Origin of the sequence: Bradyrhizobium sp. CCBAU 53338, assembly GCF_015291665.1 — a bacterium.
Classification (GTDB): Bacteria; Pseudomonadota; Alphaproteobacteria; order Rhizobiales; family Xanthobacteraceae; genus Bradyrhizobium.
Map to the genome: position 1 here is coordinate 782,862 of NZ_CP030048.1, position 22,971 is coordinate 805,832.

The window sequence follows — 22,971 nt, forward strand, 5'->3', positions numbered from 1 at the left end:
TCAGCCAGCACTGTGGAGGAGAGCCTCATGAGACTGCTGATCGAAATCGCCACCGCAGCTCTGCTCGTCATCTGCATCGCCAGTTCAAGCGCCGCCTTTGCCGCCGGCAAGCGCAGCGCCGATGGTCTCAGCTGCGGTTTCTCGCTTCCGCAGAACGCGACGCCAGCGCAGCGCTGCGCCGCCATCAAGCGCCAATGCGGCGGCAAGTTCTACGCGAGCGCGTGCGGGGACAGGTTGATGTCGGCGGCGAATTGAGGCGAGCTGGCGCAACGAAGATGGTGTCGTCCCGGCGAAGGCCGGGACCCACAACCACCGCTGTCAGAGAAGATGCGAGAGATCGCGCCAATCCGGATTTTCCTGCTCGATCAGACGAATCTTCCAGTCACGGGTGCCATTCCTTCAGCGCCTTCTCGCGAGCAATCGCTTCGGACGGCGAGGTATAGGTCTCGATATAGACCAGCCGAGGCACGCCATATTTCTTGACGAACTTCGAGCCACGTCCCGAACGATGCAATGTAAGTCGGCTGCTCATAGCGCCGGCTCGCGAGAATGTAGACGTAGAATGCGGTCGGTGCATTCATTGCTGGCACCCATTTCCGAAAACGTTTGACAGCTGTGGCTATGGGTCCCTGCCTTCGCCGGGACGACGTTTCTCGGTAGTGCATTATTGGCCATCAGAACAAATTAAGAACACTTTAGCAAGTCTTTGATATATCATTGTGATTCGGCGCATCGCCGACACAATATCTAGGGTCTGACAGACGTCGCGAGGACTACATGTCCACCATTGCCTTCGATCAATTTGCGCTCACCCGGATCGCCGATTTCGCGCGGTCGCTGTCGCGGCTGCATCAGGCGGCGCGGCGCCATGCGGTCGACGACGACCAGTTCGACCGCGAGTTCAACGCGGTGTGCCAGTCGATCTGGGGCTACACCATCGATGACATCAGCGACGATCTGTTCGCGGCCGAGGATCACCACTTCCTCGACACGCTGGACGAGGCGCATGCGCGCATCTTCGCGGCCGACCAGGGCTATGACCTCGTCAGCGAGACCGGCATGCTGACCGACTGGTGGGGCTTCTGCTGGATGATTTTGGCCGAGAAGCGAGGCCTGCTGACTGCCGAAAACCGCGCCGCCGCGCGCGCGGCGATCGAGGAGAAATATCTGGCCGCGCCGAATGTGATCGGGGTGATTATCGGGCGGTGAGAGTCTCGTGCCCCGGGGCATGAGATTGAGCTAATCCAATCCCGCCCGTTTCGCCGACTTCGCCGTCGCCCTCGGAACGGCCGTCACGTCAGGCAGCGTCTCGCGCACGATCTCAGCGGACGGTGCATCGGCCGCCACCGTTTCCGCGCGCACCGGGGCCACCTTCATCTCGCCGAGCCGGGCGCGGACCTGCGCGGTGAGGCCGGGATAGGAGGCGACCGGCGTGAACTCCGCGCTCTGCTCCTGGCCGAGGCGGACGCCGGTATAGGCAACGAGGCCATCGGTGGTCGCGATGACGTCGCCGGCCTTCAGCGAGCCGTCGAGGGTCAGATCGACCGGGGCGAGCCCGGCCGGCTCGCGGCCGTTGCAGGTGCAGTCCGCGCGCAGCGCCTTGCGATAGGCGAAGGCGTTCTCGCTGTCGGCGTAACGCTCGCCGGTCTGGCTATAGGCGCCGTCGATCGAGGAGCCGAAGTACACTTTTGTCGCGCTGGCAGGGCAGAAGGCCTGACACATCTGCGCCGGCGAAGCGAGGCCCCGCATCAGCGGAAAATACTTGCCGTCACAACTGCGCACGCAGAACGCGGGTCCGGAGCCGCCGGCCGCAGCCGAGCGGGTCGGCGGCACATATTGTGGCGGGCCGGCCGGGTTCTGCTGACTGGCGAAAGGATCGACGAAGGGGCTCGCCTGCTGCGGCACGTCGCGCTGAGGCCGCTGCTGCATGCCGCCGAAGAAGAAGTCGAAGAGGCCTTCGGCTGAAACCGGGGCCGGGGCTGCAAGCAGCGGACTTGCGAGAGTGGCGGCCACAAGCATCGCGCGACGCCGCCGGCGCGCATGGGACACGATCGTACGCAACGCTTACTCCACCCGACGCTACTGAACCGGCCGGGACCATGGAGGTCTCAGCACATGATTCACCATAAAGCGGGATGGTAAATGAGGGGTTGAGGGGGCACGAAAGCTGCTAGGCCTTCAGGAATTCCGACGCCTTGTACAGCGAGCGGAACGGCAGGCCGGCCGCGCCAAAGGTGTCGGTGGCGCCTTCCTCGCGGTCGACCATAGTCAGCACCAGCACGACTTCGGCGCCGGTCTCGCGCACGGATTCCACGGCCTTCATTGCCGAGCCGCCAGTCGTGGTAACGTCCTCGACGATCACGACGCGCTTGCCGGCGAGCGTCTCACCCTTCGGCAGACCTTCGATCGCGAGCCTGGCGCCATGCTCCTTCGGCTTCTTGCGCACGAAGAACGCCGCGATCGGATGGCCCTTGATCCAGGAGATCTGCGCCAGCGCGCCGGCGAGCGGCACCGCGCCCATCTCGAGCCCACCGATGAAATCGAGATTATCGTCCTTCAGCGTCTCATAGGTGAGCTCGGCGAGCAGCGTCGCGCCCTCGGGGTCGAGCATGGTCGGCTTGAGGTTGAAGTAGAAATCGCTCTTGCGGCCCGACGCGAGCGTCACCTCGCCCCGGCCGAAGGAGCGGCGGCGGATGATTTCGAACAGGCGGGCGCGGGAGGCGGATTTCGACACGGCGGTCCCTCGGGAGCGTTTCTAAGAGGTGGCGGAATTTATCCGCGACGGCCACGACATTCCAGAGGGGGCGGGCCCCGCAAAACCACCGTCAACAGGGCATCTTCCGCGCCCGCTGGACAGCCACCATGCCGGAGCGCCGGTTGTAAGGTCGCAACGTCCTGGAGTAGTGGGATGCCGGACCAAGCGGGAAGGAAGCAGGCCAATGACCATCGAGCTCCATACCTGGAACACGCCGAACGGCCGCAAGATTTCGGTCGCGCTGGAGGAAATGGGCCTGCCCTACAAGGTGGTCCCGGTGAACATCGCCAAGGGCGAGCAGATGGCGCCGGAGTTCCTAAAGCTGTCCCCGAACAACAAGATCCCCGCGATCCTCGACCCCGAGGGGCCGGAGGGCAAGCCCGTCGGCATCTTCGAGTCCGGCGCGATCCTGCTCTATCTCGGCGAAAAGACCGGCAAATTCCTGCCGAAATCGCTCGCCGGCCGTATCCCCGTCTATGAATGGCTGATGTGGCAGATGGGCGGCTTCGGTCCGATGCCCGGCCAGGTCCACCATTTCATCGCGCTCGAGAACGAGCAGGACCGCGCCTACGGCCTCAAGCGCTACATGGCCGAGACGCGCCGGCTCTACGGCGTGCTCGACCGCCGCCTGGACGGCCGCGACTTCGTTGCCGGCGATCTCTCGGTCGCCGATTTCGCCATTCTCGGCTGGGCCTGGCGCCATCCTCGCCACAAGGTGGATCTGGCCGACTTCCCCAACGTCAAGCGCTGGTACGATGCCCTGATGGCGCGCCCGGCCGTGAAGCGGGGCATGGACGCAAAGCTGGATTGAGTTCGCTCTCGCCTCCCCTGGAGGGTAAGAAAGCTCACACCTTCCGCGCTTCCACGGCCATCCGCACGGCAAGCCCGGCCAGCACGGTGCCCATCAGCCAGCGCTGCACCAGCATCCAGCTCGGCCGGCTCGCCAGGAACAGCGCGATCGACCCGGCGGCGAGTGCGATGATCGCGTTGACGCTGACGCTGATCGCGATCTGGATGGCGCCCAGCGCCACCGACTGCGTCAACACGCTGCCGGCGGTGGGGTCGATGAATTGCGGCAGCAGCGCCAGATACAGCATCGCGATCTTCGGATTGAGCAGGTTGGTGACGAGCCCCATCGCAAACAGTTTGGGCGGGCTGTCGATCGAAAGCGTCTTCACCTGGAACGGCGAACGTCCGCCGGGCTTGACCGCCTGCCAGGCGAGCCAGAGCATGTAGCCGGCACCGGCAAAGCGCAGCGCGTCATAAGCAAAGGGGATAGCAAGCAGCAGCGCCGTGATGCCGAACGCCGCGCACAGCATGTAGAACACGAAGCCCAGCGCGACGCCGCCGAGCGAGACGATGCCGGCCGCCGGCCCCTGCGTGATCGAGCGCGAGATCAGGTAGATCATGTTCGGACCGGGCGTGAGCACGAGACCAAGACAGACGAGGGCGAAGCCGAGCAAGGCGGAAGTGTGGGGCATGACTGAACCGGTGCGGGAGATGCACCGGTTCTAATAGACGCGGTGGCGTGGGGCCATCGCGCAATTGCTCGGAGGACAATTGAGTGGGCGCTGCTTGTTCGGTGCGCTCCCTCGCCCCGCTCTCGCGGGGAGAGATGAAGCTCAGTGCGCCTCGTCCCAATTCTTCGCCGCCCGTGCGTCGACATGCAGCGGCACCGAGAGCAGCACGGCCGGGAACGGCGCGTCCTGCATCACGTGCTGCACGACCGGAAGCGTTCTCTCGACTTCGGCGTCCGGCACCTCGAAGATCAGTTCGTCATGCACCTGGAGCAGCATCTGCGCCGAGAGCTTCTTCTCGGCCAGTGCGTCCTCCACCCGCGTCATGGCGCGGCGGATGATGTCTGCGGCGGTGCCCTGCAGTCGCGCGTTGATCGCGGCGCGCTCGTTGAAGGCACGTACCGAGGCGTTCGAGGCCTTGATGTCCGGGTAGTGGCACTTGCGGCCGAACAGCGTGGTGACGTAACCGTGGCTCCGGCAGAAGTCTCGCGTTTCGTCCATATAAGCGCGGATTCCGGGGAAGCGCTCGAAATACTTCTTGATGTAGGCCGATGCCTCTTCGCGGGCGATGCCGAGTTGGTTGGCGAGGCCGAACGCCGAGATGCCGTAGATGATGCCGAAATTGATTGCCTTGGCGCGGCGGCGGATCTCGCTCGGCATGCCCTTGATCGGCACGCCGAACATTTCCGACGCCGTCATCGCGTGAATGTCGAGGCCGTCGCGGAAGGCTTGCTTCAGCACGGGAATGTTGGCGATCTCCGCGAGCAGCCGCAGCTCGATCTGCGAATAGTCGGCGGAGACGAGCTTGTGCCCGGGCGTCGCGATGAAGGCGCGGCGAATTTTTCTGCCGTCCTCGGTGCGCACCGGAATGTTCTGCAGATTCGGCTCGTTCGACGACAGCCGGCCCGTCGTGGTCGCCGCCAGCGCGTAGGTCGTGTGCACGCGGTGCGTCTGCGGATTGACATAGGTCGGCAGTGCGTCGGTGTAGGTCGATTTCAGTTTTGAAACCTGCCGCCACTCCAGGATCTTGCGTGGAAAATCATGGCCCTGCTCGGCGAGCTCGTCGAGCACCTGAGCGGTGGTCGACCACGCGCCGGTCTTGGTCTTGGTGCCGCCAGGCAGTCCCATCTTGCCGAACAGGATGTCGCCGATCTGCTTGGGGCTGCCGACATTGATCGGCTCGCCCGCGATCTCCTGGATCTCGGCCTCGACGCGCGCCGCGGTCTGGGCGAAATCGCCCGATAGTCGCGACAGCACCTGCCGATCGATCGAGATGCCGCGCCGCTCCATGCGCGCGAGCACGGAGACCAGCGGCCGCTCCAGCGTCTCGTAGACGGTGGTCATATGCTCGGCGACGAGGCGCGGCTTCAGCACGCGCCAGGCGCGCAAGGCGATGTCGGCGCTCTCAGCGGACAGCGGTGCCGCCTTGTCGATCGGCACCTGGTCGAAGGTGATCCTGCCCTTGCCGCTGCCGAGCAGCTCGCTCTCCTTCAGCATGGCGTGTCCGAACCAGCGCTCGGACAGCGAGTCCAGCTCATGCGAGCCGCGGCCGGCGTCGAGCACGTAGGAGATCAGCTTTGCGTCATCGGCGTTGCGCAAGGTGATACCGTGCTGCGCCAGCATCACAGCGGCGAATTTGACGTCGAATCCGATCTTGAGGATGCCCGCCGATTCCAGCACCGGCCGCAGTGCGTCGATGGCCTCGGCATGCTTGACCTGATCGGGCGCGAGGCCGGCGTCGAACAGGCCGGCACCGCCGCCGGACTGCTTGTGCGCCAGCGGCACGTAGCAGGCCTCGTTCGGCGCCAGCGCCAGCGCGACACCGCAGAGATCGGCCTGCATGGGATCGATGGAGTTGGCCTTGATCTCGATCGCGACATGGCCGGTATCATGGATGCGCGCGACGAAGCCGTTGAGCTCTTTCAGCGTCTTGATGGTCTGGTACTTGGCCCGGTCGACCGGAAGCTTGCGCAGCGCCTCTTCGCGCGCGGCAGCGAGCGAGATCGGCGCACCCTTGAGGCTCGCCGATTTGTCACTCTTGTCGGCGCCCTTTGCAGCTGTCGCGGGAGCGGCGAAGAGATCACCGGAGGTTTCTGACGATTTTGCCTTCGCGCCGTCGCCAGCCTTGGCGGCGCTGCTGTTGCTGGCGTCGGCATCGACATTGGCCGGATCGATCTGCGAATAGTCGGCGACGCGGCGCGTGAGTGTGGTGAATTCCATTGCCTTGAGAAAAGCGATCAGCTTGCGTGCATCGGGCTCGTGGACGGCGAGGTCGTCGAGCGGCACTTCCAGATCGACCTTGTCGTCGAGCAGCACGAGCTGGCGCGAGATTCGCGCCTTCTCGGCGTTCTCGATCAGCGCCTCGCGCCGCTTCGGCTGCTTGATCTCGGTGGCGCGGAACAGGAGTTGCTCGAGGTCGCCATATTCGACGATCAATTGCGCCGCGGTCTTGATGCCGATGCCGGGCACGCCGGGAACGTTGTCGGTGGAATCGCCGGCGAGCGCCTGCACCTCGACCACCTTCTCGGGCGGCACGCCGAACTTCTCGATCACTTCAGGGATGCCGATGCGGCGATCCTTCATGGTGTCGTACATGACGATCTTGTCGTTCACGAGCTGCATCAGGTCCTTGTCGGAGGACACGATGGTCGTGGTGGCACCGCGCTCGCTCGCCTGCCGCGCATAGGTGGCGATGAGATCGTCGGCCTCGAAGCCGCCTTGCTCCAGACAGGGAAGGTCGAAGGCGCGCACCGCCTCACGGATCAGCGCGAATTGCGGGATCAGATCGTCGGGTGCCGGCGGCCGGTGTGCCTTGTATTCGGGATAGATCTTGTTGCGGAAGGTGACTTCGGACTTGTCGAACACGATGGCAAGATGCGTCGGCCGGTTGTCGGCGGGCATGTCACGCAAGAGCTTCCAAAGCATGTTGCAGAAGCCGAGCACGGCGTTGACCTGCAAGCCGTCGGACTTGCGATTCAGCGGCGGCAGCGCGTGATAGGCACGGAAGATGTAGCCGGAACCGTCGACCAGGAAGATGTGGTCGCCCTTGCCGGCGGCCTTCGCCGCGACCGGTTTGGCAGCAGCTGGCGCAGCAGGTTTGGCGTCGGCTTTGGCGGAGGTCTTCGGGGATGTCTTGGGCATGGGCCGCAATGTATGAATTTTTGCGGGTTTTGACAGCCTTCGGAGGGGGATTTTTGGCTTGCCGATGCCGCTATCCCCATTGTCATTCCCGCATACTCGCTGTCATTCCCTGCGAAAGCGGGGATTCCGGTACGCCGCGGCTTCTCGGCTCAATTCGCCTCGGCGTACTGGGTCGCCCGGTCAAGCCGGGCGACGACATCGCGAGTGGGGCTACTCCGCTGCCTGCAACGCCGGCCCTGCCTTCTTCGGCGCGATCCAGAATGCGTCGGGCCGCTCGAACAGGAAGTCGGCGTGGAATCGCAACGCGGTCTGCCAGATCGCGAGCGATCCGAGCACGCCGAGAACCGTGACGATCAGCGAGACCGTGCCGATGTCGGCGATGATTCCGGTGCGCAGCAGCAGCGTTCGCGTCGCCGCCATCGGCAGGAAGAAGGCGAGATAGATCACGATCGAATGCTCGCCGCAGAAACGCAGGAAATTGCACCAATGCATGCGCGCGAGCAGCGTGCCTGACGTGATGATCGCACACGCACCGGCGAAGCCGAGCACGAGCGAGACGACCTTCCATTCGCTCGCGCCGAATGCCACGAGGCCGGCATCGACCAGTGCCCAGGTCGCGAGCGCCGCGAGCGCAAGCGCGGGATGGGTGCGCGCGCGGTCTGACAATGCGAACACATAGGGCGCGAACAGGTAGCCCGAGTAGAAATAGACGAAGCGGGCGCAGAACTCGTCGATCGCCGTCCAGCCGGTTGCGATGCGCGCGGTTTCCAGTGCGGCCGCCACGAGCCAGATCGCCGGCGGAGGGATTCGTCGTGTCAGTTTTGTGACGACGAAGAAGATCGGCAGCAGGTAGATGAACCAGAGTGTGCCGAACGGCTCGATGAAGGATTCGAGATACAGAAGGCCGACCTCGCGCCAGCTGGTTTCGGCCGCGAAGGCCGGCGCCTTGAAGCCGAACTGGATCGTCACCCAGACGACATAAAAATAAGCGAAATGCACCACCTTGCGGTCGAGATAGGTTCGCCAGTCCCGATCGATCACCAACGGCAGGAACAAGCCCGAAATCAGGAAGAAGTCCGGCATCCGGAACGGCTTCGCAAAGGCCACCAGGACATGCATGAAACCGGTCTCGCCGGCGGCGAGTTCGACCCCCAGCACCGAATGCATCATCACCACCATGACGATGCAGATGCCCTTGGCGTAATCGACCCAGTCGACACGCGCGGCAGTGGAGGCCTTGGGAAGCCCTGCACGTGCAGCTGATGTGCCTGATGGTGTCATGTGTCTCTTTTCGGGGCGTGTTCCGCCCGGTCCTGTGCGGGCATGGGGCAGTGTGGCGCCCAGTGGTTTCCGACTTCTTTACCGGTACAAATCGCGTGCCGGTTTCTGACCGCAAGCTCTTCCTTCCCGACGGGAAAATGCTAAACCGCCCCGGAGTTGGGGGTTCGTTAACCAAGCCAAACAGGGATTTTCATGCGCATCGCGATGATCGGCACGGGTTATGTGGGACTGGTGTCCGGAGCCTGTTTTGCGGATTTCGGTCACGACGTCACCTGCGTCGACAAGGACGAGAAGAAGATTGCAGCGCTTCATCGCGGTGAGATTCCGATCTACGAACCCGGCCTCGACGAACTGGTCGCCACCAATGTGAAGGCCAAGCGGCTCGACTTCACAACCGATCTGTCCAGGCCGGTCGCAGAGGCCGATGCCGTGTTCATCGCGGTCGGCACGCCGTCCCGTCGCGGCGACGGTCACGCCGATCTCTCCTATGTCTACGCCGCCGCGAAGGAGATCGCGCAGTCGCTGTCCGGCTTCACCGTCGTGGTGACCAAGTCGACCGTGCCGGTCGGCACCGGCGACGAGGTCGAGCGCATCATCCGCGAGACCAATCCGAAGGCCGACGTCGTCGTCGCCTCCAATCCCGAGTTCCTGCGCGAGGGTGCCGCGATCCGCGACTTCAAGTTCCCCGATCGCGTCGTGGTCGGCACCTCCGACGAGCGCGGCCGCAAGGTGATGGGTGATATCTATCGTCCGCTGTCGCTGAACCAGGCGCCGCTGATGTTCACCGCGCGCCGTACCGCCGAGATGATCAAATATGCGGCGAACGCGTTCCTCGCGACCAAGATCACCTTCATCAACGAGATCGCGGACCTCTCCGAGAAGGTCGGCGCCAACGTGCAGGAAGTCGCGCGCGGCATTGGCCTGGACAACCGGATCGGCACCAAATTCCTGCATGCCGGTCCCGGCTTCGGCGGCTCCTGCTTCCCGAAGGACACCAAGGCGCTGATCAAGATCGCGCAGGACTACGACGTGTCCTTGCGCATCGTCGAATCCGTGCTTGCCGTGAACGAGAACCGCAAGCGCGCGATGGCGCGAAAAGTGAGCCAGGCGCTCGGTGGTAGCTTGCGCGGCAAGACCATCGGCGTGCTCGGTCTCACCTTCAAGCCCGACACCGACGACATGCGCGATGCGCCGTCGATCCCGCTCGTCACGGGCCTCATCGACATGGGCGCGAAGGTCAAGGCGTTCGATCCCGTCGGCATGGAGCAGGCCAAGGGTGAACTTCCCAACATCACCTATTGCGAGGACGCCTATTCCTGCGCGCAAGGTGCCGATGCGCTTGTCATCGTCACCGAATGGGTGCAGTTCCGCGCGCTCGATCTCGACCGGTTGAAGGCGACCATGGCCCAGCCCATTGTCGTCGATCTCCGCAACATCTACCGGCCCGAAGAGATGGCTGCCGCCGGCTTCATTTATGAGAGCGTGGGGCGCCCGCCGGCGCAGGGCTGATCGTTGGACACGATTGTCATACCCCGCGCAGGCGGGGTATCCAGTAATCCTGATCTTCGTGATGACTGAGATCTGAGTTTACTGGATCACCCGCCTTCGCGGGTGATGACGGATGCGAGATTTTGCCCCGCACTTTCGACACGCCCCTCCCGATCGATGCCGTGCTCGACGACCTCTCGCGCACGCTGGATCAGCACAATGCCGCCGTGCTGGTGGCCCCGCCGGGCGCCGGCAAGACCACGCGCGTGCCGCTGGCATTGCTCGATGCGCCTTGGGCAAAGGATAAGAAGATCATCGTGCTGGAGCCGCGCCGCATCGCCGCGCGCGCCAGCGCCGACCGCATGGCGAAGTCGCTCGGCGAGCGCACAGGGGAGATCGTCGGCTACCGCGTCCGCTTCGGCTCGAAAATCTCGCGGGCGACACGCATCGAGGTCGTGACCGAAGGCATTTTCACCCGCCAGATCCTCGACGATCCCGAACTCTCGGGCGTCGCGGCCATCCTGTTCGACGAATTCCACGAGCGTTCGCTCGATGCCGACATGGGCCTGGCGCTGGCGCGCGACGCACAACTCGGCTTGCGCGAGGACATCCGCATCCTGGTGATGTCGGCCACGCTCGACGGCGCGCGCGTCGCAAAACTGCTGGGCGAAGCGCCTGTGGTCGAAAGCGAGGGCCGGGCGTTTCCGGTCGAGACGCGCTATCTCGGCCGCAAGGCGGATGCGCCGATCGAGCGGCAGATGGCGGATGCGATCGTATCGGCGCTGCGCGCCGACAGCGGCTCGGTGCTGGCGTTTTTGCCGGGCGCCGCCGAAATCCGCCGCACTCAGAATTTTCTCGGTGAACGCGTGCAGGACGCCAGCATCGAGATCGTGCCGCTGTTCGGCGCGCTCGACGCCGCCGTGCAGGACCGCGCCATTTCTCCCGCGCCCAAGGGCATGCGCAAGGTCGTGCTCGCGACCTCGATCGCGGAGACCTCGCTCACCATCGAAGGCGTCCGCATCGTGGTCGATTCCGGCCTTGCGCGCGTGCCGCGCTACGAGCCCGACATCGGCCTGACGCGGCTCGAGACCGTGCGCGCGGCACGCGCGGCGGTCGACCAGCGCCGTGGCCGTGCCGGCCGCACCGAGCCCGGCGTCTGCTATCGGCTCTGGGACGAGCCGCAGACGGCCTCGCTCGCTCCCTACACCCAGCCGGAAATTCTGAGCGCCGACCTCTCCTCGCTGGTGCTCGACCTCGCGCAATGGGGCGTCGCCGATCCCGCCGCGCTGTCGTTCCTCGATCCGCCGCCGCAGCCCGCCTGGAAGGAGGCAAAAAGCCTGCTCCTGGAGCTCAACGCACTCGACGGCGACGGACGCATCACCGCGGAAGGCAAGAGTCTGCGCGCACTGGCGCTGCCGCCGCGCTTGGCCCGCATGATCGTGGATTCGCACCGCGCAGGTCACGGCGAAGAGGCGGCCGAGATCGCGGCCATCCTGACCGAGCGCGGGCTCGGCGGCGACAGCGCCGATCTCGAGCACCGGCGCGATCAATTCCGCCGCGATCGTTCGCCGCGAGCAGCGAGCGCGCGGGATCTCGCGCGCCGTTGGGCTTCGCAAGTCGCGGCGTCCGAGAGGCCGGGGCCGCGGGAGGATCTCTCGACCGGCCTGATGTTGGCCTATGCCTTCCCGGACCGCGTCGCGCGCAACCGCGGCAATGGCAGTTTCGTGCTCGCCAACGGCCGTGGCGCGGCCGTCGAGCAGACCTCCTCGCTCGCGCGCGCGCCCTATATCGCGATCGGCGAGATGACTGGAACGGCTGCGAGTGGCCGTATCCTGCTCGCCGCGCCGATCACTGAAGATGATATCGAGCGGCACTTCGCCGAGCATATCGAGAGTATCGACGAGATCTCCTTCGACCGTGGTGCGATGGCGCTGCGCGCACGGCGCAAGCGCGTGCTGCACGCGATCACGCTGTCCGAGGCCACGCTCGCGGTGTCGCCCTCGGAGGACACAGCGCGCATTCTTGCCGACGGGCTGATTGCCGCCGGCCTCGACCGGTTGCCCTGGTCGAAAGCCGCAAAACAATGGCGCGACCGCGTGATGTTCTTGCGCAAGGAGGAGGGCGATAGCTGGCCTGATCTGTCCGACGACGGATTGATCGCGCGGCGCGACGATTGGCTGGTGCCCGCGCTCTACGACAAGATTGCGCTGAAGGACATTTCCGCTGGCGATCTCTCCGATGCGCTGATGGCGCTGCTGCCGTGGGAGATGCGCGCGCGGCTCGACCGCGAGGCGCCGACGCATTTCGAGGCGCCGACGGGAAGCGTGCTCGCGATCGACTACGAGGCCGAGCAGGGACCGACGATTGCGGTGCGGCTCCAGGAATTGTTCGGCCTCAACGCCCATCCGTCGATCGCCGCCGGCAAGGTGCCCTTGGTGCTGGAATTGCTGTCGCCGGCGCAGCGCCCGGTGCAGGTGACGCGCGATCTTCCCGGCTTCTGGCGCGGCAGTTACGCCGCGGTCCGCTCCGACCTGCGCGGCCGCTACCCGCGTCATCCCTGGCCGGACGATCCGGCAAGCGCGCTGCCGACCCGCCGGGCGAAGCCGCGCGGGACCTGACAAAGCGGGATGCCGCATTAACCGTCCGCTCATCCTTTTCGTCAAAATAGCACCGGCTCCGCCGCGGCCTCGGTCGCCGACGGGCCTGCCGCGTGGTGAAATCGGGCTTTCCGGCTCGGAAGTGGTGTGATGCGTAACATAGTGATCTTCGCGGCCGTGATGATCGGTCTCGGTACATTCATGGCGGAGATGGCGGACAAGATGAGCTCCGCCTCCGCCACCTCGGTGCCGCGCACGAATGTCGCGGTTGCAACGACGGCGCCGGCCGGCGGTCGCAGCCTCAATATTCCCCGCGACGGCCGTGGCCATTTCCAGACCGAAGGCCGCATCGACGGCCAGCGCATCGGCTTCATGGTCGATACCGGCGCCTCCGTGGTGGCGCTGAACGAGACCTCGGCCGCGCGTTTCGGCCTGCGTCCCTCGCGCAGTGAATACAACGCCACCGTCACCACCGCGAACGGCACCATCAAGGCCGCGCGTGCCCGGATCGCGATGCTGGACGTCGGCGGTCTCGTCGTGCGCGATGTCGATGCCATGGTGCTGCCGGACGCGGCGCTGTCCGAGAACCTGCTCGGCCTCTCCTTCCTGTCCCGCCTGAAGCGTTTCGAGTATGCCAACGGCCAGATGGTGCTGGAGCAGTGAGTTCGGGCGCATAACGCCCCGATGAACGCAGATCGGCCTGATCAGGCCGCCGGCTGGTAACCTTTCATCGTTGCCAAACTGCCGCAATTGGCGGCCATAAGCCTGCATTCCCGCCTTCCGCTGCGGCCCGGCATTCGCTAAGGCTGCGCCAATTCCTGCCCATTTCACGAGACCGTCTCAATGTTTCCCAAGCCGAAATCCGTGTTGCTGCCCAATACCTACGCCTTCGAATCCGAGCCGATGGTGAAGCCGACTGGTTTTCGCGAATACGACGCGCGCTGGCTGTTCCAGAAGGAAATCAACCTCATGGGCGTGCAGGCGCTCGGCATGGGGCTCGGCGCGCTGATCGCGGAACTCGGCGTCCGCCAGGAGATCGTCACCGGCCATGACTTCCGCGGCTATTCGGCCTCGATCAAATATGCGCTGATCTCCGGCCTGATGGCCGCTGGCTGCAAGGTCCACGACATCGGCCTCGCGGTGACGCCGATGGCCTATTTCGCGCAGTTCGATCTCGACGTGCCCGCCGTTGCGATGGTGACGGCGTCGCATAACGACAACGGCTGGACCGGCGTGAAGATGGGTGCCAACCGCCCGCTGACCTTCGGTCCCGACGAGATGACGCGGCTGAAGGAGATCGTGCTCAACGCCGATTTCAAGAACAAGGCTGGCGGCTCCTACCAGTTCCACGAGAGCTACCCGGCGCGCTACATCGCCGATCTCACCAACCGCCCGAAGCTCAAGCGCAAGCTCAAGGTCGTCGCCGCCTGCGGCAACGGCACGGCCGGTGCCTTCGCGCCGCAGGTGCTGGAGGCGATCGGCTGCGAGGTGATCCCGCTCGACACCGAGCTCGACCACACCTTCCCGAAATACAATCCGAACCCTGAGGACATGGAGATGCTGCACGCGATCCGCGACGCGGTGCTGCATCACAAGGCCGATGTCGGCCTCGGCTTCGACGGTGACGGCGACCGTTGTGGCGTCGTCGACGACACCGGCGAGGAGATCTTTGCCGACAAGGTCGGCGTGATGCTGGCGCGCGACATGTCGGCGATCCACAAGGACGCCCAGTTCATCGTCGACGTGAAATCGACCGGCCTGTTCATCACCGATCCGGTGCTTCAGAAACAAGGCGCCAGGACGGCCTACTGGAAAACCGGCCATTCCTACATGAAGCGTCGCACCAACGAGACCGGCGCGCTGGCCGGTTTCGAGAAGTCCGGCCATTTCTTCTTCAACAAGCCATATGGCCGCGGCTATGACGACGGTCTGGTCTCGGCGCTCGCGATCTGCGACATGCTCGATCGCGCTCCCGGCAAGTCGATGGCCGACCTGAAGAACGCGCTGCCCAAGACCTGGTCGTCGCCGACCATGTCGCCGCATTGCGCCGACGAGACCAAGTATGGCGTCATCGACCAGGTGGTGAAGCACTTCGAAGACTTGCAGGCCAAGGGCGCCAGGATCGGCGGCCAGGCGATCCGCGATCTCGTCACTGTCAACGGGGTGCGCGTCACGGTCGAGGACGGCAGCTGGGGCCTGGTGCGGGCGTCCTCGAACAAGCCAGAGCTCGTGGTCGTGGTCGAGAGCCCGGTCTCCGAGCAGCGCATGCACGACATGTTCGAGATGGTGAACAGCGTGCTGCGCACGCATCCGGAAGTCGGCGAGTACAATCAGAAGATCTGAGATGAGCCGAGCGATCGCTCAGGCGTCGGTCTACTCCCTCGCCCCGTTCTTACGGGAGAGGTGAAAAGCTACGCCGCGACCACGGCCGGAATCGGCAGCGCCGTGACCGACTTGATCTTCTCCATCGCGAAGCGCGACGTGACGTTCTTCAACGGCACGGCGGCGATCAGCTTCTTGTAGAAGACGTCATAGGCCTGCATGTCCGCGACCACGACGCGCAGCATGTAATCGACATCGCCGGCCATGCGGTAGAACTCCATCACCTCGGGCATGGCGCTGACCGCTTCGGCGAATTTCTTGAGCCAGGCGTCGGAATGGTCCGAGCTCTCCACCGACACGAACACGGAGATGCCGAGCCCGATCTTGTTCTGGTCGACCAGCGCGACCCGCTTCAGGATCACGCCGTCGGCCTCCAGGCGCTGGATGCGCTTCCAGCAGGGGGTCGAGGACAGCCCGACACGGTCGCCGATTTCGGCGACGGAGAGGGAGGCATCCTCCTGGAGGACCATCAGGATCTTGCGGTCGATGGCGTCGAGGCGGCGGCTCGTCTCGGGGATCTGGACAGCGGCGTCGGTCATTTGAAGAACTTTGTTCCAATATGATGGTTGATTTCCCTCTTATAGAGGAAAATCTTCTACTGCAAGCCCGGAATCTCGATCCGCTCTCGGAATGGTTCTAACGCCTGTCGCGTAAAAAACCTTCCACTTCAATGCGTTGAGGCGCCGCCGGACCGCCGCCATGGCGCGTGCATTTCAGGGCTGCGGCGGCCGCGCCGAATCGCAGCGCCTCCCGCACCCCGCAGCCCTCGGCGAGCCGCAGCGTAAAGGCGCCGTGGAAGACGTCGCCAGCTCCGAGCGTATCGACAGCCTCGACGGGGAAGGCCGGCGTTTCCTCCAGCGCCCCCGCCTCGTTCAGCCAGATCGTGCCTCGGGGGCCGCGCGTCGCAGCGAGGAAGCCAGACGTCAGCTGTGCCAGCCGCTTCAGCGCCTCGCTGTCGTCAGCGATGCCGGCCGTCTCCTGGACCTGCTCGCTGGAAAACAGCAGGTGCGAGGCGGCCGTCAGCAGGCCGTCGTTGAGCGCCATTGCGCGGTCGACGCCGACGATGACGGGGATGCCGCGCCGGCGCGCCTCGGTGCAGAGATCGATGCAGAAGGCGCCGCAGCGGCTCTCGACGAGGACCGCCTGGCAATCAGCGAGCAGTTCGTCGGCGTCTGACAGCTTCACGGTCCACAGCGCGGGATCGCGGTAGATCGTCAGCGTGCGTTCGCCTGTTGCGTCGATGAAGATCGCGGAGACGGGCGTGGCCGCGCCCGGAAGGCGCACGATATGCGCCGTCTCAATCCCCTCGGCAGCCATCTGGTCGAGAATGAAGCCGCTCGACGTCTCCCGCGCGTCGCCCATCGGCCCAGCAAACGCAATGCGTCCGCCGAGCCGCGCCATCGCGATCGCGGCATTGAGCGCATTGCCGCCGCAGATCTCCGCGAGATGCGTGGCGTTCGCCTTGCTGCCGCGCTCCGGCACGGAATCGACGCGAAAGGTGAGGTCGCGGACGGGAATGCCGATGCAGACGATGCGCGGCGCGATCTCGGATGGCGCCATCGCTCTCAGCTCTTGTCGTGCACCCAGCGGCCGAGGAGGTGATGCGCGATGGCGAAGGGATGCGGCCCGGCAAGCCCGTCGGGATGAGTCCGCTTCAGCATCAGCGCCGCCTCCTCGCGCGTGAACCAGCGGGCGTCCTCGAGCTCGGAGTGATCGACGACGACGTCCTCGTTCAGCGCCCGCGCGCTGCAACCGATCATCAACGACGAAGGGTAGGGCCAGGGCTGCGTCATGTAGTACTGCACGTCGGTGCAGCGAATGCCCGACTCTTCGAGGATCTCGCGGCGTACCGCGTCCTCGATGGTCTCGGCGGCCTCGACGAAGCCGGCGAGACAGGAATACATGCCCGGCGGAAACTGCTTCTGGCGGCCGAGCAGGCACTTGTCGCCTGATGCCACCAGCATGATCACGACGGGGTCGGTGCGCGGAAAGTGTTCTGCCTTGCAGGCCGGGCAGTCGCGCTTCCAGCCACCTTCCTTCATCGCGCTGCGTGTGCCGCAATTGGCGCAATAGCCGTGGCGCTGGTGCCAGCCGACCATCGACTTTGCCATCGCGATGGCCGACAGCTCCTCGGGTGGGATCGCGCCCTGCATTGCCATGCCGCGCAGCTCGGTGACGGTGTAGTCCTCGCGGCCAACAAGCTTTTCGGCCGCCGCCTGGGCGAGGCCCATGCCGAAGATTGCCGCGCCGTCGCGCAGGCCCAGAAAGATCGTGCCGGGATTGGCGCCGCATTTCAGCGCTTCGTCGATCGAGAGCAGGGCGCGCGTCTTGTCGCCCTCGCGCTTCACCAGCAGCGAGTCGCGGTAGACGACATAGGCGCGCGAGGAGGACTTCTGCTCCAGCGCGAACAGTTTTTCGTCGTCGCGGCGCAGATGCGCGGCGCGATCGAGGACGTTGGTGACGAAGGCCGGCTGCCCCAGCGGAAACGAGTCGAATGCTGACATTTCTTGTTCTTTCAACCCAACCAGATTTTTCGGCGAAGCGCGCTGATGAAATTCTGCACCTCGGCGGCATCGTGCGGCAAGGGCGGCATCACGCCCCAAACCGGCCGCGGCCAGGCGGCGTCACTGGTGCGGCGCGCGATGATGTGAACGTGAAGCTGCGGCACGAGGTTGCCGAGCGCCGCGACATTGAGCTTGTCGCATCTGGTGATCTCCTTCAGCGCGCGCGAGACGCGGGAGATCTCCGTCATCAATTGTGCCTGCTGGACCTCGTCGAGGTCGATGATCTCGACCGCATCGGCGCGCCGCGGCACCAGCAGCAGCCAGGGATAATGCGCGTCCTTGATGACCAGCACCTTCGACAGCGGCAGATCGCCGATGTCGATGGTGTCCTCTTTCAGGCGGGAGTGCAGCGACCAGGCGGGCTCGGGCATATGCGTTTCCGGATTGCCCGGTGGTGGCGGGCTCGTTTGGTCGGACCATACGATACGGAGTTGGCGAGGGGAAGGTTAGGGCTCCGCTCCAGCTGCATACACGGTCGTCGTTCTGGACAAACGCAGCGAAGCGGAGCGCAGTGGATTCCGGGCTCGCGCTGCGGGCGCCCCGGAATGACAGGAATTACCCCTCCGCCAGCACCCGCGCATTGGCGCGGACCGAGGCCTCGCTGACGCGAATGCCGAGGCCGGGGCCGTCGGGCACGACAACGTGACCATCGTGGTTGCGAACGCGCTCCTCGAGCACGTCCTCGGTCAGCACGTGATGCGGCATATAGAACTCGCAGCCGAGCGAGATGCCTGGCGTCGCCGCGATCAGCTGTGTGCCGGCGGCCAGCCCAATGCCGCCCTCCCACAGCGTGCCGCCGTAGCCGGGCAGGCCGGCGGTGTCGGCGATCGACATGATCGCCTGCGCCTCGAACAGGCCGCCGGCCTTCATCAGCTTGATCGAGACGGCGTCGGCCGCCTCGCGCCGCACCACCTCCATCATGTCGCGACGGTCGAAACAGCTTTCGTCGGCGAGCACGGGCGTTTCCAGCGCAGTGGCAAGCTGCGCCATCACGTCGAGAAACTTCCGCGGCACGGGCTGCTCGATGAAGGTCGGCGCAAACGCCTCGACATCATGCAGGATCCTGATGGCGCCGAACGGCGCCAGCGCCTGGTTGTAGTCGACCCGCAGATCGACCTTGTCGCCGAATTCCTTGCGGATCGCTTCGAGATGGTCGAGATCCTCGCGATGCGGCTTCACGCCGGTCTTGACCTTGTAGATGACATTGCCTTCGGGAACCATTTTTCGCATGCGCTCGAGATCGGCTGCGAAATCGGGATCGGCGATCGAGAACGACAGCGGGATCGTGTCCCGCACGCGGCCGCCCAGCAGGTCGGCGACCGACAGGCCGGACGCCTTGCCGACGATGTCGAGCAGCGCCATTTCGATTGCAACCTTCGCTTCCGCGTGGCCGACCAGCGCGCGGTCGAGCTCGGCCATCAGCGCGCGGATGCGGCGCACGGATTTGCCGAGCAGGATCGGCCGCAGATAAATATCGAGCGCGGAAAATGCCGCTTCAGCCGTTCCCGTGAACACCTCCCACGGCGCCGCTTCGCCCCAACCGATCACGCCGTCGCTCGACGTCAGCTCGATCAGCACGCGCTTCACCGTACCCTTGACGTTGCCGACGCCCTGCAGGCGCGCCATCTTGATCGGGCTCTCGATCAGGAACAGGCGAAGACGTTCGATGGTCGCTTCGGTCATGTCAGGCCTCCATTGACGTGCCAGACTTGGCCAGTGACGTAGGATGTTTTCGGGGACGCCAGGAAGGCGATGATCTCGGCGACTTCCTCCGGCCGCCCGCGGCGGCGTATCGGGATCAGCGCTTCGGTCGCGGCGATCTGCTCGGGCGACAGCCGGCTCTCGCTGGACTTGTCCTTGATGATCAAGCCGGGCGCAACCGCGTTGACGGTGATGCCGTCCCTGGCGAGTTCGACGGCGGTCAACCGTACCAGCGCTTCGAGCGCGGCACGGCTGGCGGCGGTGGCGGCGAAGGGCGCGAATTCCGGCCGGATCGCATGCGCGACAAAGGACGATACCGCGACGATCCGCGCATCCTGCCCAGCGCGCAGCAGCGGCAGTGCGGCATCGACCATCCGCGTGAAGGCCAGCGCCGATTCATCCATCGCCCGGCGGAATTGATCCGCGGGCGTACCGATCGCGCTGCCGCGGCGGGCGTGGCCGCCGACCAAAATCAATCCGTCGAGCCGACCGAAGGCGCGTTGGGTCGCGGCGATGGCCTCGGAGACAGCGACTTCCTCGGCGAGATCGCCGAGGCATTTGACGACGACGGCGCCTTTGGCTTCGGCCTCGGTCGCGGTGGCATCGAGACCTTCTGCGTTCGAGCGCGTGTGGAGCAGAAGCGCGACGCCAGTCGACGCGAGCAGTTTTGCGGTGGCGCGGCCGATGCCGCTGGCGGCACCGGTAACGAGATAGACGCGGTTGATCTCGGGCATCACGGTGTTGCGTTGGCCGGGGGCAGTGCGCCGGTGCGGTGGAAATGGCTGAGGAAGGCGCGCGTCGCGGCTTCCTGCGGGTTGTCGATCACCTGCCGCGCCGGGCCCTCCTCGACGACGACACCGTCGCGCATGAAGATGAGGCGGTCGGCGACCTCGCGGGCAAAGGCGATCTCGTGGGTCACGATCACCATGGTCATGCCCTCGGAGGCCAGTTGCTGGATCACGTTCAGCACCTCGCCGACGAGCTCGGGATCGAGTGCCGAGGTCGCCTCGTCAAACAGCATGACATCCGGCTCCATCGCCAGCGCGCGTGCGATCGCGACGCGCTGCTTCTGGCCGCCGGAGAGCGTCGCCGGATATTGGTCGGCCTTCTCGGCGAGCCCGACCTTGGCGAGCTGAGCCCGTGCGAGCTTTTCAGCGTCGGCCTTGGCGATGCGTCGCACCGTGACCGGCCCCTCCATCACGTTCTGCAGCGTCGTCATGTGCGGGAACAGATTGAAGTGCTGGAACACCATGCCGGTGGTCGCGCGGAATTTTGCCAGTGTCTTCACGTCTGGGAGCTTTGAGCCTTCGCCGAATGCAAAGCGTGTGTCGCCGACGCGGACGCTGCCGCCGTCCGGGACGACCAGCAGATTGATGCAGCGAAGCAAGGTCGATTTACCGGAGCCGGATGGCCCGATCAGCGCGACAACGCCGCCCTTGGCGACGTCGAGATTGATGTTCTTCAAAACCTCGTTGCTGCCAAAGCTCTTGCGCAGGCCACGGATCTCGATTTTCGAAATGGTCTTGGATAGGTCGCTCATTCGCCAACCGCCAGTCGCTTCTCGCCGCGGCGGACGATGATGGTGAGCGGGATCAGGATCGCCGCATAGGCGACCGCAACCGCAGTGTAGGTTTCCAGCGGCCGGTAGCTGTCGTGGGCTGCGACCTGGCTCTGATAGACCAGATCAGGCACTGCCAGCACCGAGACCAGCGAGGTGTTCTTGAACTGGATGATCGACTGGTTCATCAGCGCCGGGATCATGCGCTTGATCGCCTGTGGCAGGACGATCCGTCGCATGCTCTGGCCCGGCGTCATGCCGAGCGCCGCGCCGGCTTCCGACTGGCCCTTGTCGATCGAGATGATGCCGCCACGGATGATCTCGGAATAGAACGAGCCGCCATAGAGCGAGAGCGCCAGCGCGGACGCCGTAATCGGCGTCATCTCGACGCCGGCCAGGATCGGCAGCGCGTAGTAGAACCAGATCAGCTGCACCAGGATCGGCGTGCAGCGGAACGCCTCGATGAAGGTGAGTGCGAGGAGCCGCACCGGCTTGAAGCGCGACAGGCTGCCGAAGGCGCCGAACAGGCCGAACACGAGCCCGAGCGCGACGATGACGACGGTGAAGCCGACGGTGACGCCAAGGCCGTCGAGAAAGAGCCAGCGATAGCCCCAGAGAATGCCGAAGTCCCACTGATACATGCGTTTTTTCTTCCTTCACCTCTCCCGCTTGCGGGAGAGGTCGCATCGCATCGAAGATGCGATGCGGGTGAGGGCTCTTTCCTCTGGGGGAGTCTCTCTGCAGGAGACACCCTCTCCACTCCCTCTCCCGCAAGCGGGAGAGGGAGTGGAGAGGCGTATGCAGATTTAGACTGCCCCAAGTTCGATGCCTTACAACGAAACGCCCGGCGGAATGTCCGCTTCGGTCACGCCCACCAGCTCCATGTTGGTGATGATGGCGTTGCGGATGAAGCCGAGGCCCTTGTTGAAGTCGATCCAGGTGTTGACGTAGTCGCGCCAGGTCTTGTCGTTCTCGCGGCGGAAGCCGGCATTCGACGTCGTCGCGAAGATCGGCGTCGGCAGCACGAACTGGCCGAGCGAGGGGTTCTTCTTCAGCACCGTCAGCGACAGCATGGTGATCAGGCACTGCGCGTCGACGCGGCCGGTCTGCAGCGCGGCGGTGGCATCGTCCGCGGTCTTCAGCCGCGAGATCTGCGCCTTCGGCGTCAGGCGGCTGACGACCTGGTCGTGCGAGGAGCCCTGGTCGACCGCGATCTTGATGTCGGGCGAGTTCAGCTCGGCCCAGCTCTTCGGCTTGAAGTCCTTCTTGCAGAGGATGCCGAAGGCGTTGTTGAAGACAGGCACGGAGAAGTCGATCACCAGCGCGCGTTTCGGGGTCGGGTTCAGGCCGAAGAAGATATCGATCTTGTTGGACTGGAGATCGAGCACCGAATTGCCCCAGGTGGTCTCGGTGATCTCGAGTTCGGCTTCCATGTCGTCGGCAAGGGCCTTGGCGATGTCGATGTAGAAGCCCTTCCACTGGCCGCTGGAGAGATCCTTCATGTAGTAGGGCGCGCCTCCGCCGACTGCGCCGATCCGCATCTTCTTGGTGCGGCGGATGCGGGCGAAGGTCGATTCGTTGGGATCGGCGGCCTGGGCCACGGCCGGCGAGGCCAGCGCGCCTGCGGTCACGGCGCCGATGGCGCCAAGTCCGACAATCGATGCAACATCACGACGTGTAACCATTGGGATCAATCGCTCTTCTGGTTGGACGGAGTTCCGGCAGCGTTCTTAGCAAGGTGGTCCCAGCAGCGAAAGCACAGCCTATCGGCTGGGCAGACCCGAAATTGCCTGGATGCTGGGCAAGATCGAGCAGTTCGCGCCGATACCCGCTTGCTTTCCCGTTTCTTTGGCCCCAAATAGGGATCGGGAGATTGGCGGTGGACGAGCCACTCGCCAACCGGGTCAGGTCCGGAAGGAAGCAGCCCTAACGAGGTCCGGATCGGGTCGCTCGTCAGTCTCCTACCTGTTTTTTCGAGCGAATTGCG

Annotated in this window: 22 protein-coding genes and 1 other RNA gene; 8 read left to right on the plus strand and 15 right to left on the minus strand. The window is 64.9% G+C overall.

Annotated elements, in window-relative coordinates; all coding sequences use genetic code 11:
* The first annotated feature begins 27 nt into the window (after positions 1-27).
* Positions 28-255, plus strand: coding sequence for a hypothetical protein (locus tag XH90_RS03730; protein ID WP_194479269.1), 228 nt, complete (start codon positions 28-30; stop codon positions 253-255).
* Positions 256-382: 127 nt separating this feature from the next.
* Here the strand turns inward: XH90_RS03730 and XH90_RS39745 are convergent, their stop codons facing one another.
* Positions 383-532, minus strand: coding sequence for a GIY-YIG nuclease family protein (locus XH90_RS39745; protein WP_371748321.1), 150 nt, complete (start codon positions 530-532; stop codon positions 383-385).
* 245 nt (positions 533-777) lie between these two features.
* Here XH90_RS39745 and XH90_RS03740 point away from each other — a divergent pair, with 245 nt between their 5' ends.
* The gene (locus XH90_RS03740; protein WP_194479270.1) at positions 778-1,209 is read left to right on the plus strand and encodes a hypothetical protein; all 432 of its coding nucleotides are present in this window, start codon (positions 778-780) and stop codon (positions 1,207-1,209) included.
* Between the two features lie 30 nt (positions 1,210-1,239).
* Here the strand turns inward: XH90_RS03740 and XH90_RS03745 are convergent, their stop codons facing one another.
* A complete protein-coding gene (locus XH90_RS03745) occupies positions 1,240-2,019 on the minus strand; it encodes a DUF2865 domain-containing protein (protein ID WP_194482582.1) in 780 nt (259 codons plus the stop codon).
* Positions 2,020-2,170: 151 nt separating this feature from the next.
* Complete coding sequence (gene pyrE / locus XH90_RS03750; RefSeq protein ID WP_057744523.1) at positions 2,171-2,734, minus strand: orotate phosphoribosyltransferase; 564 nt, start codon at positions 2,732-2,734, stop codon at positions 2,171-2,173.
* A gap of 205 nt (positions 2,735-2,939) precedes the next feature.
* On the opposite strand from pyrE, the gene XH90_RS03755 reads away from it, so the two are divergent.
* Positions 2,940-3,566 (plus strand): glutathione S-transferase family protein, encoded by a 627-nt coding sequence (locus XH90_RS03755; RefSeq protein ID WP_194479271.1) that lies wholly within the window; start codon positions 2,940-2,942, stop codon positions 3,564-3,566.
* A gap of 34 nt (positions 3,567-3,600) precedes the next feature.
* Here XH90_RS03755 and XH90_RS03760 read toward each other — a convergent pair whose 3' ends face one another.
* From XH90_RS03760 to XH90_RS03770, 3 genes are all read right to left on the minus strand, one after another.
* Positions 3,601-4,236, minus strand: a complete 636-nt coding sequence (locus XH90_RS03760) for a LysE family translocator (protein WP_194479272.1) — start codon at positions 4,234-4,236, stop codon at positions 3,601-3,603.
* A gap of 141 nt (positions 4,237-4,377) precedes the next feature.
* Positions 4,378-7,413, minus strand: a complete 3,036-nt coding sequence (gene polA / locus XH90_RS03765; protein WP_194479273.1) for a DNA polymerase I — start codon at positions 7,411-7,413, stop codon at positions 4,378-4,380.
* Positions 7,414-7,623: 210 nt separating this feature from the next.
* On the minus strand, positions 7,624-8,694 hold the full coding sequence (locus XH90_RS03770; protein ID WP_194479274.1) for an acyltransferase family protein: 1,071 nt from the start codon (positions 8,692-8,694) through the stop codon (positions 7,624-7,626).
* A gap of 192 nt (positions 8,695-8,886) precedes the next feature.
* Between XH90_RS03770 and XH90_RS03775 the strand changes: the two genes are divergently transcribed.
* The 4 genes from XH90_RS03775 to XH90_RS03790 all read left to right on the plus strand — a co-directional run bounded on the left by XH90_RS03775 (position 8,887) and on the right by XH90_RS03790 (position 15,122).
* Positions 8,887-10,203: a UDP-glucose/GDP-mannose dehydrogenase family protein gene (locus XH90_RS03775; RefSeq protein WP_194479275.1), complete on the plus strand. Its 1,317-nt coding sequence runs from the start codon at positions 8,887-8,889 to the stop codon at positions 10,201-10,203.
* 122 nt (positions 10,204-10,325) lie between these two features.
* A complete protein-coding gene (hrpB, locus tag XH90_RS03780) occupies positions 10,326-12,800 on the plus strand; it encodes an ATP-dependent helicase HrpB (protein ID WP_194479276.1) in 2,475 nt (824 codons plus the stop codon).
* Positions 12,801-12,929: 129 nt separating this feature from the next.
* Positions 12,930-13,442 (plus strand): TIGR02281 family clan AA aspartic protease, encoded by a 513-nt coding sequence (locus XH90_RS03785; RefSeq protein ID WP_194479277.1) that lies wholly within the window; start codon positions 12,930-12,932, stop codon positions 13,440-13,442.
* Between the two features lie 180 nt (positions 13,443-13,622).
* Positions 13,623-15,122, plus strand: a complete 1,500-nt coding sequence (locus XH90_RS03790; RefSeq protein WP_194479278.1) for a phosphomannomutase/phosphoglucomutase — start codon at positions 13,623-13,625, stop codon at positions 15,120-15,122.
* 68 nt (positions 15,123-15,190) lie between these two features.
* Here XH90_RS03790 and XH90_RS03795 read toward each other — a convergent pair whose 3' ends face one another.
* From XH90_RS03795 to XH90_RS03835, 9 genes are all read right to left on the minus strand, one after another.
* Positions 15,191-15,700, minus strand: a complete 510-nt coding sequence (locus XH90_RS03795) for an Lrp/AsnC family transcriptional regulator (RefSeq protein ID WP_194465827.1) — start codon at positions 15,698-15,700, stop codon at positions 15,191-15,193.
* Positions 15,701-15,797: 97 nt separating this feature from the next.
* Positions 15,798-16,721: a sugar kinase gene (locus XH90_RS03800; RefSeq protein WP_194479279.1), complete on the minus strand. Its 924-nt coding sequence runs from the start codon at positions 16,719-16,721 to the stop codon at positions 15,798-15,800.
* 5 nt (positions 16,722-16,726) lie between these two features.
* Positions 16,727-17,665: an NAD(+) diphosphatase gene (gene nudC / locus XH90_RS03805; protein ID WP_194479280.1), complete on the minus strand. Its 939-nt coding sequence runs from the start codon at positions 17,663-17,665 to the stop codon at positions 16,727-16,729.
* 11 nt (positions 17,666-17,676) lie between these two features.
* On the minus strand, positions 17,677-18,096 hold the full coding sequence (locus XH90_RS03810; RefSeq protein ID WP_194479281.1) for an HIT domain-containing protein: 420 nt from the start codon (positions 18,094-18,096) through the stop codon (positions 17,677-17,679).
* A 184-nt stretch (positions 18,097-18,280) separates the two neighbouring features.
* A complete protein-coding gene (locus XH90_RS03815) occupies positions 18,281-19,408 on the minus strand; it encodes a muconate cycloisomerase family protein (RefSeq protein WP_194479282.1) in 1,128 nt (375 codons plus the stop codon).
* Entirely contained in the window at positions 19,405-20,160 is a 756-nt protein-coding gene (locus XH90_RS03820) for an SDR family NAD(P)-dependent oxidoreductase (protein ID WP_194479283.1), read from the minus strand. The genes XH90_RS03815 and XH90_RS03820 overlap by 4 nt, the downstream gene beginning before the upstream one ends.
* Positions 20,160-20,966 carry an amino acid ABC transporter ATP-binding protein gene (locus XH90_RS03825; protein WP_194479284.1) on the minus strand — a complete coding sequence of 269 codons (807 nt, stop codon included), beginning with the start codon at positions 20,964-20,966 and terminating at the stop codon, positions 20,160-20,162. Before XH90_RS03825 ends, XH90_RS03820 begins: the two co-directional genes overlap by 1 nt.
* Positions 20,963-21,625: an amino acid ABC transporter permease gene (locus XH90_RS03830; RefSeq protein ID WP_194479285.1), complete on the minus strand. Its 663-nt coding sequence runs from the start codon at positions 21,623-21,625 to the stop codon at positions 20,963-20,965. The genes XH90_RS03825 and XH90_RS03830 overlap by 4 nt, the downstream gene beginning before the upstream one ends.
* 189 nt (positions 21,626-21,814) lie before the next feature.
* A complete protein-coding gene (locus XH90_RS03835) occupies positions 21,815-22,669 on the minus strand; it encodes a transporter substrate-binding domain-containing protein (RefSeq protein ID WP_194479286.1) in 855 nt (284 codons plus the stop codon).
* A gap of 183 nt (positions 22,670-22,852) precedes the next feature.
* Between XH90_RS03835 and ffs the strand changes: the two genes are divergently transcribed.
* An RNA gene (gene ffs / locus XH90_RS03840) (signal recognition particle sRNA small type) lies at positions 22,853-22,949 on the plus strand.
* Positions 22,950-22,971 lie beyond the last annotated feature (22 nt).

Coding starts and splice junctions, on each gene's coding strand:
- XH90_RS03730 (WP_194479269.1), top strand. CDS start 28: ATGAGACTGCTGATCGAAATCGCCACCGCAGCTCTGCTCGTCATCTGC.
- XH90_RS39745 (WP_371748321.1), bottom strand. CDS start 532: ATGAGCAGCCGACTTACATTGCATCGTTCGGGACGTGGCTCGAAGTTC.
- XH90_RS03740 (WP_194479270.1), top strand. CDS start 778: ATGTCCACCATTGCCTTCGATCAATTTGCGCTCACCCGGATCGCCGAT.
- XH90_RS03745 (WP_194482582.1), bottom strand. CDS start 2,019: ATGCTTGTGGCCGCCACTCTCGCAAGTCCGCTGCTTGCAGCCCCGGCC.
- XH90_RS03755 (WP_194479271.1), top strand. CDS start 2,940: ATGACCATCGAGCTCCATACCTGGAACACGCCGAACGGCCGCAAGATT.
- XH90_RS03760 (WP_194479272.1), bottom strand. CDS start 4,236: ATGCCCCACACTTCCGCCTTGCTCGGCTTCGCCCTCGTCTGTCTTGGT.
- polA (WP_194479273.1), bottom strand. CDS start 7,413: ATGCCCAAGACATCCCCGAAGACCTCCGCCAAAGCCGACGCCAAACCT.
- XH90_RS03770 (WP_194479274.1), bottom strand. CDS start 8,694: ATGACACCATCAGGCACATCAGCTGCACGTGCAGGGCTTCCCAAGGCC.
- XH90_RS03775 (WP_194479275.1), top strand. CDS start 8,887: ATGCGCATCGCGATGATCGGCACGGGTTATGTGGGACTGGTGTCCGGA.
- XH90_RS03785 (WP_194479277.1), top strand. CDS start 12,930: ATGCGTAACATAGTGATCTTCGCGGCCGTGATGATCGGTCTCGGTACA.
- XH90_RS03790 (WP_194479278.1), top strand. CDS start 13,623: ATGTTTCCCAAGCCGAAATCCGTGTTGCTGCCCAATACCTACGCCTTC.
- XH90_RS03795 (WP_194465827.1), bottom strand. CDS start 15,700: ATGACCGACGCCGCTGTCCAGATCCCCGAGACGAGCCGCCGCCTCGAC.
- XH90_RS03800 (WP_194479279.1), bottom strand. CDS start 16,721: ATGGCGCCATCCGAGATCGCGCCGCGCATCGTCTGCATCGGCATTCCC.
- nudC (WP_194479280.1), bottom strand. CDS start 17,665: ATGTCAGCATTCGACTCGTTTCCGCTGGGGCAGCCGGCCTTCGTCACC.
- XH90_RS03810 (WP_194479281.1), bottom strand. CDS start 18,096: ATGCCCGAGCCCGCCTGGTCGCTGCACTCCCGCCTGAAAGAGGACACC.
- XH90_RS03815 (WP_194479282.1), bottom strand. CDS start 19,408: ATGACCGAAGCGACCATCGAACGTCTTCGCCTGTTCCTGATCGAGAGC.
- XH90_RS03820 (WP_194479283.1), bottom strand. CDS start 20,160: ATGCCCGAGATCAACCGCGTCTATCTCGTTACCGGTGCCGCCAGCGGC.
- XH90_RS03825 (WP_194479284.1), bottom strand. CDS start 20,966: ATGAGCGACCTATCCAAGACCATTTCGAAAATCGAGATCCGTGGCCTG.
- XH90_RS03830 (WP_194479285.1), bottom strand. CDS start 21,625: ATGTATCAGTGGGACTTCGGCATTCTCTGGGGCTATCGCTGGCTCTTT.
- XH90_RS03835 (WP_194479286.1), bottom strand. CDS start 22,669: ATGGTTACACGTCGTGATGTTGCATCGATTGTCGGACTTGGCGCCATC.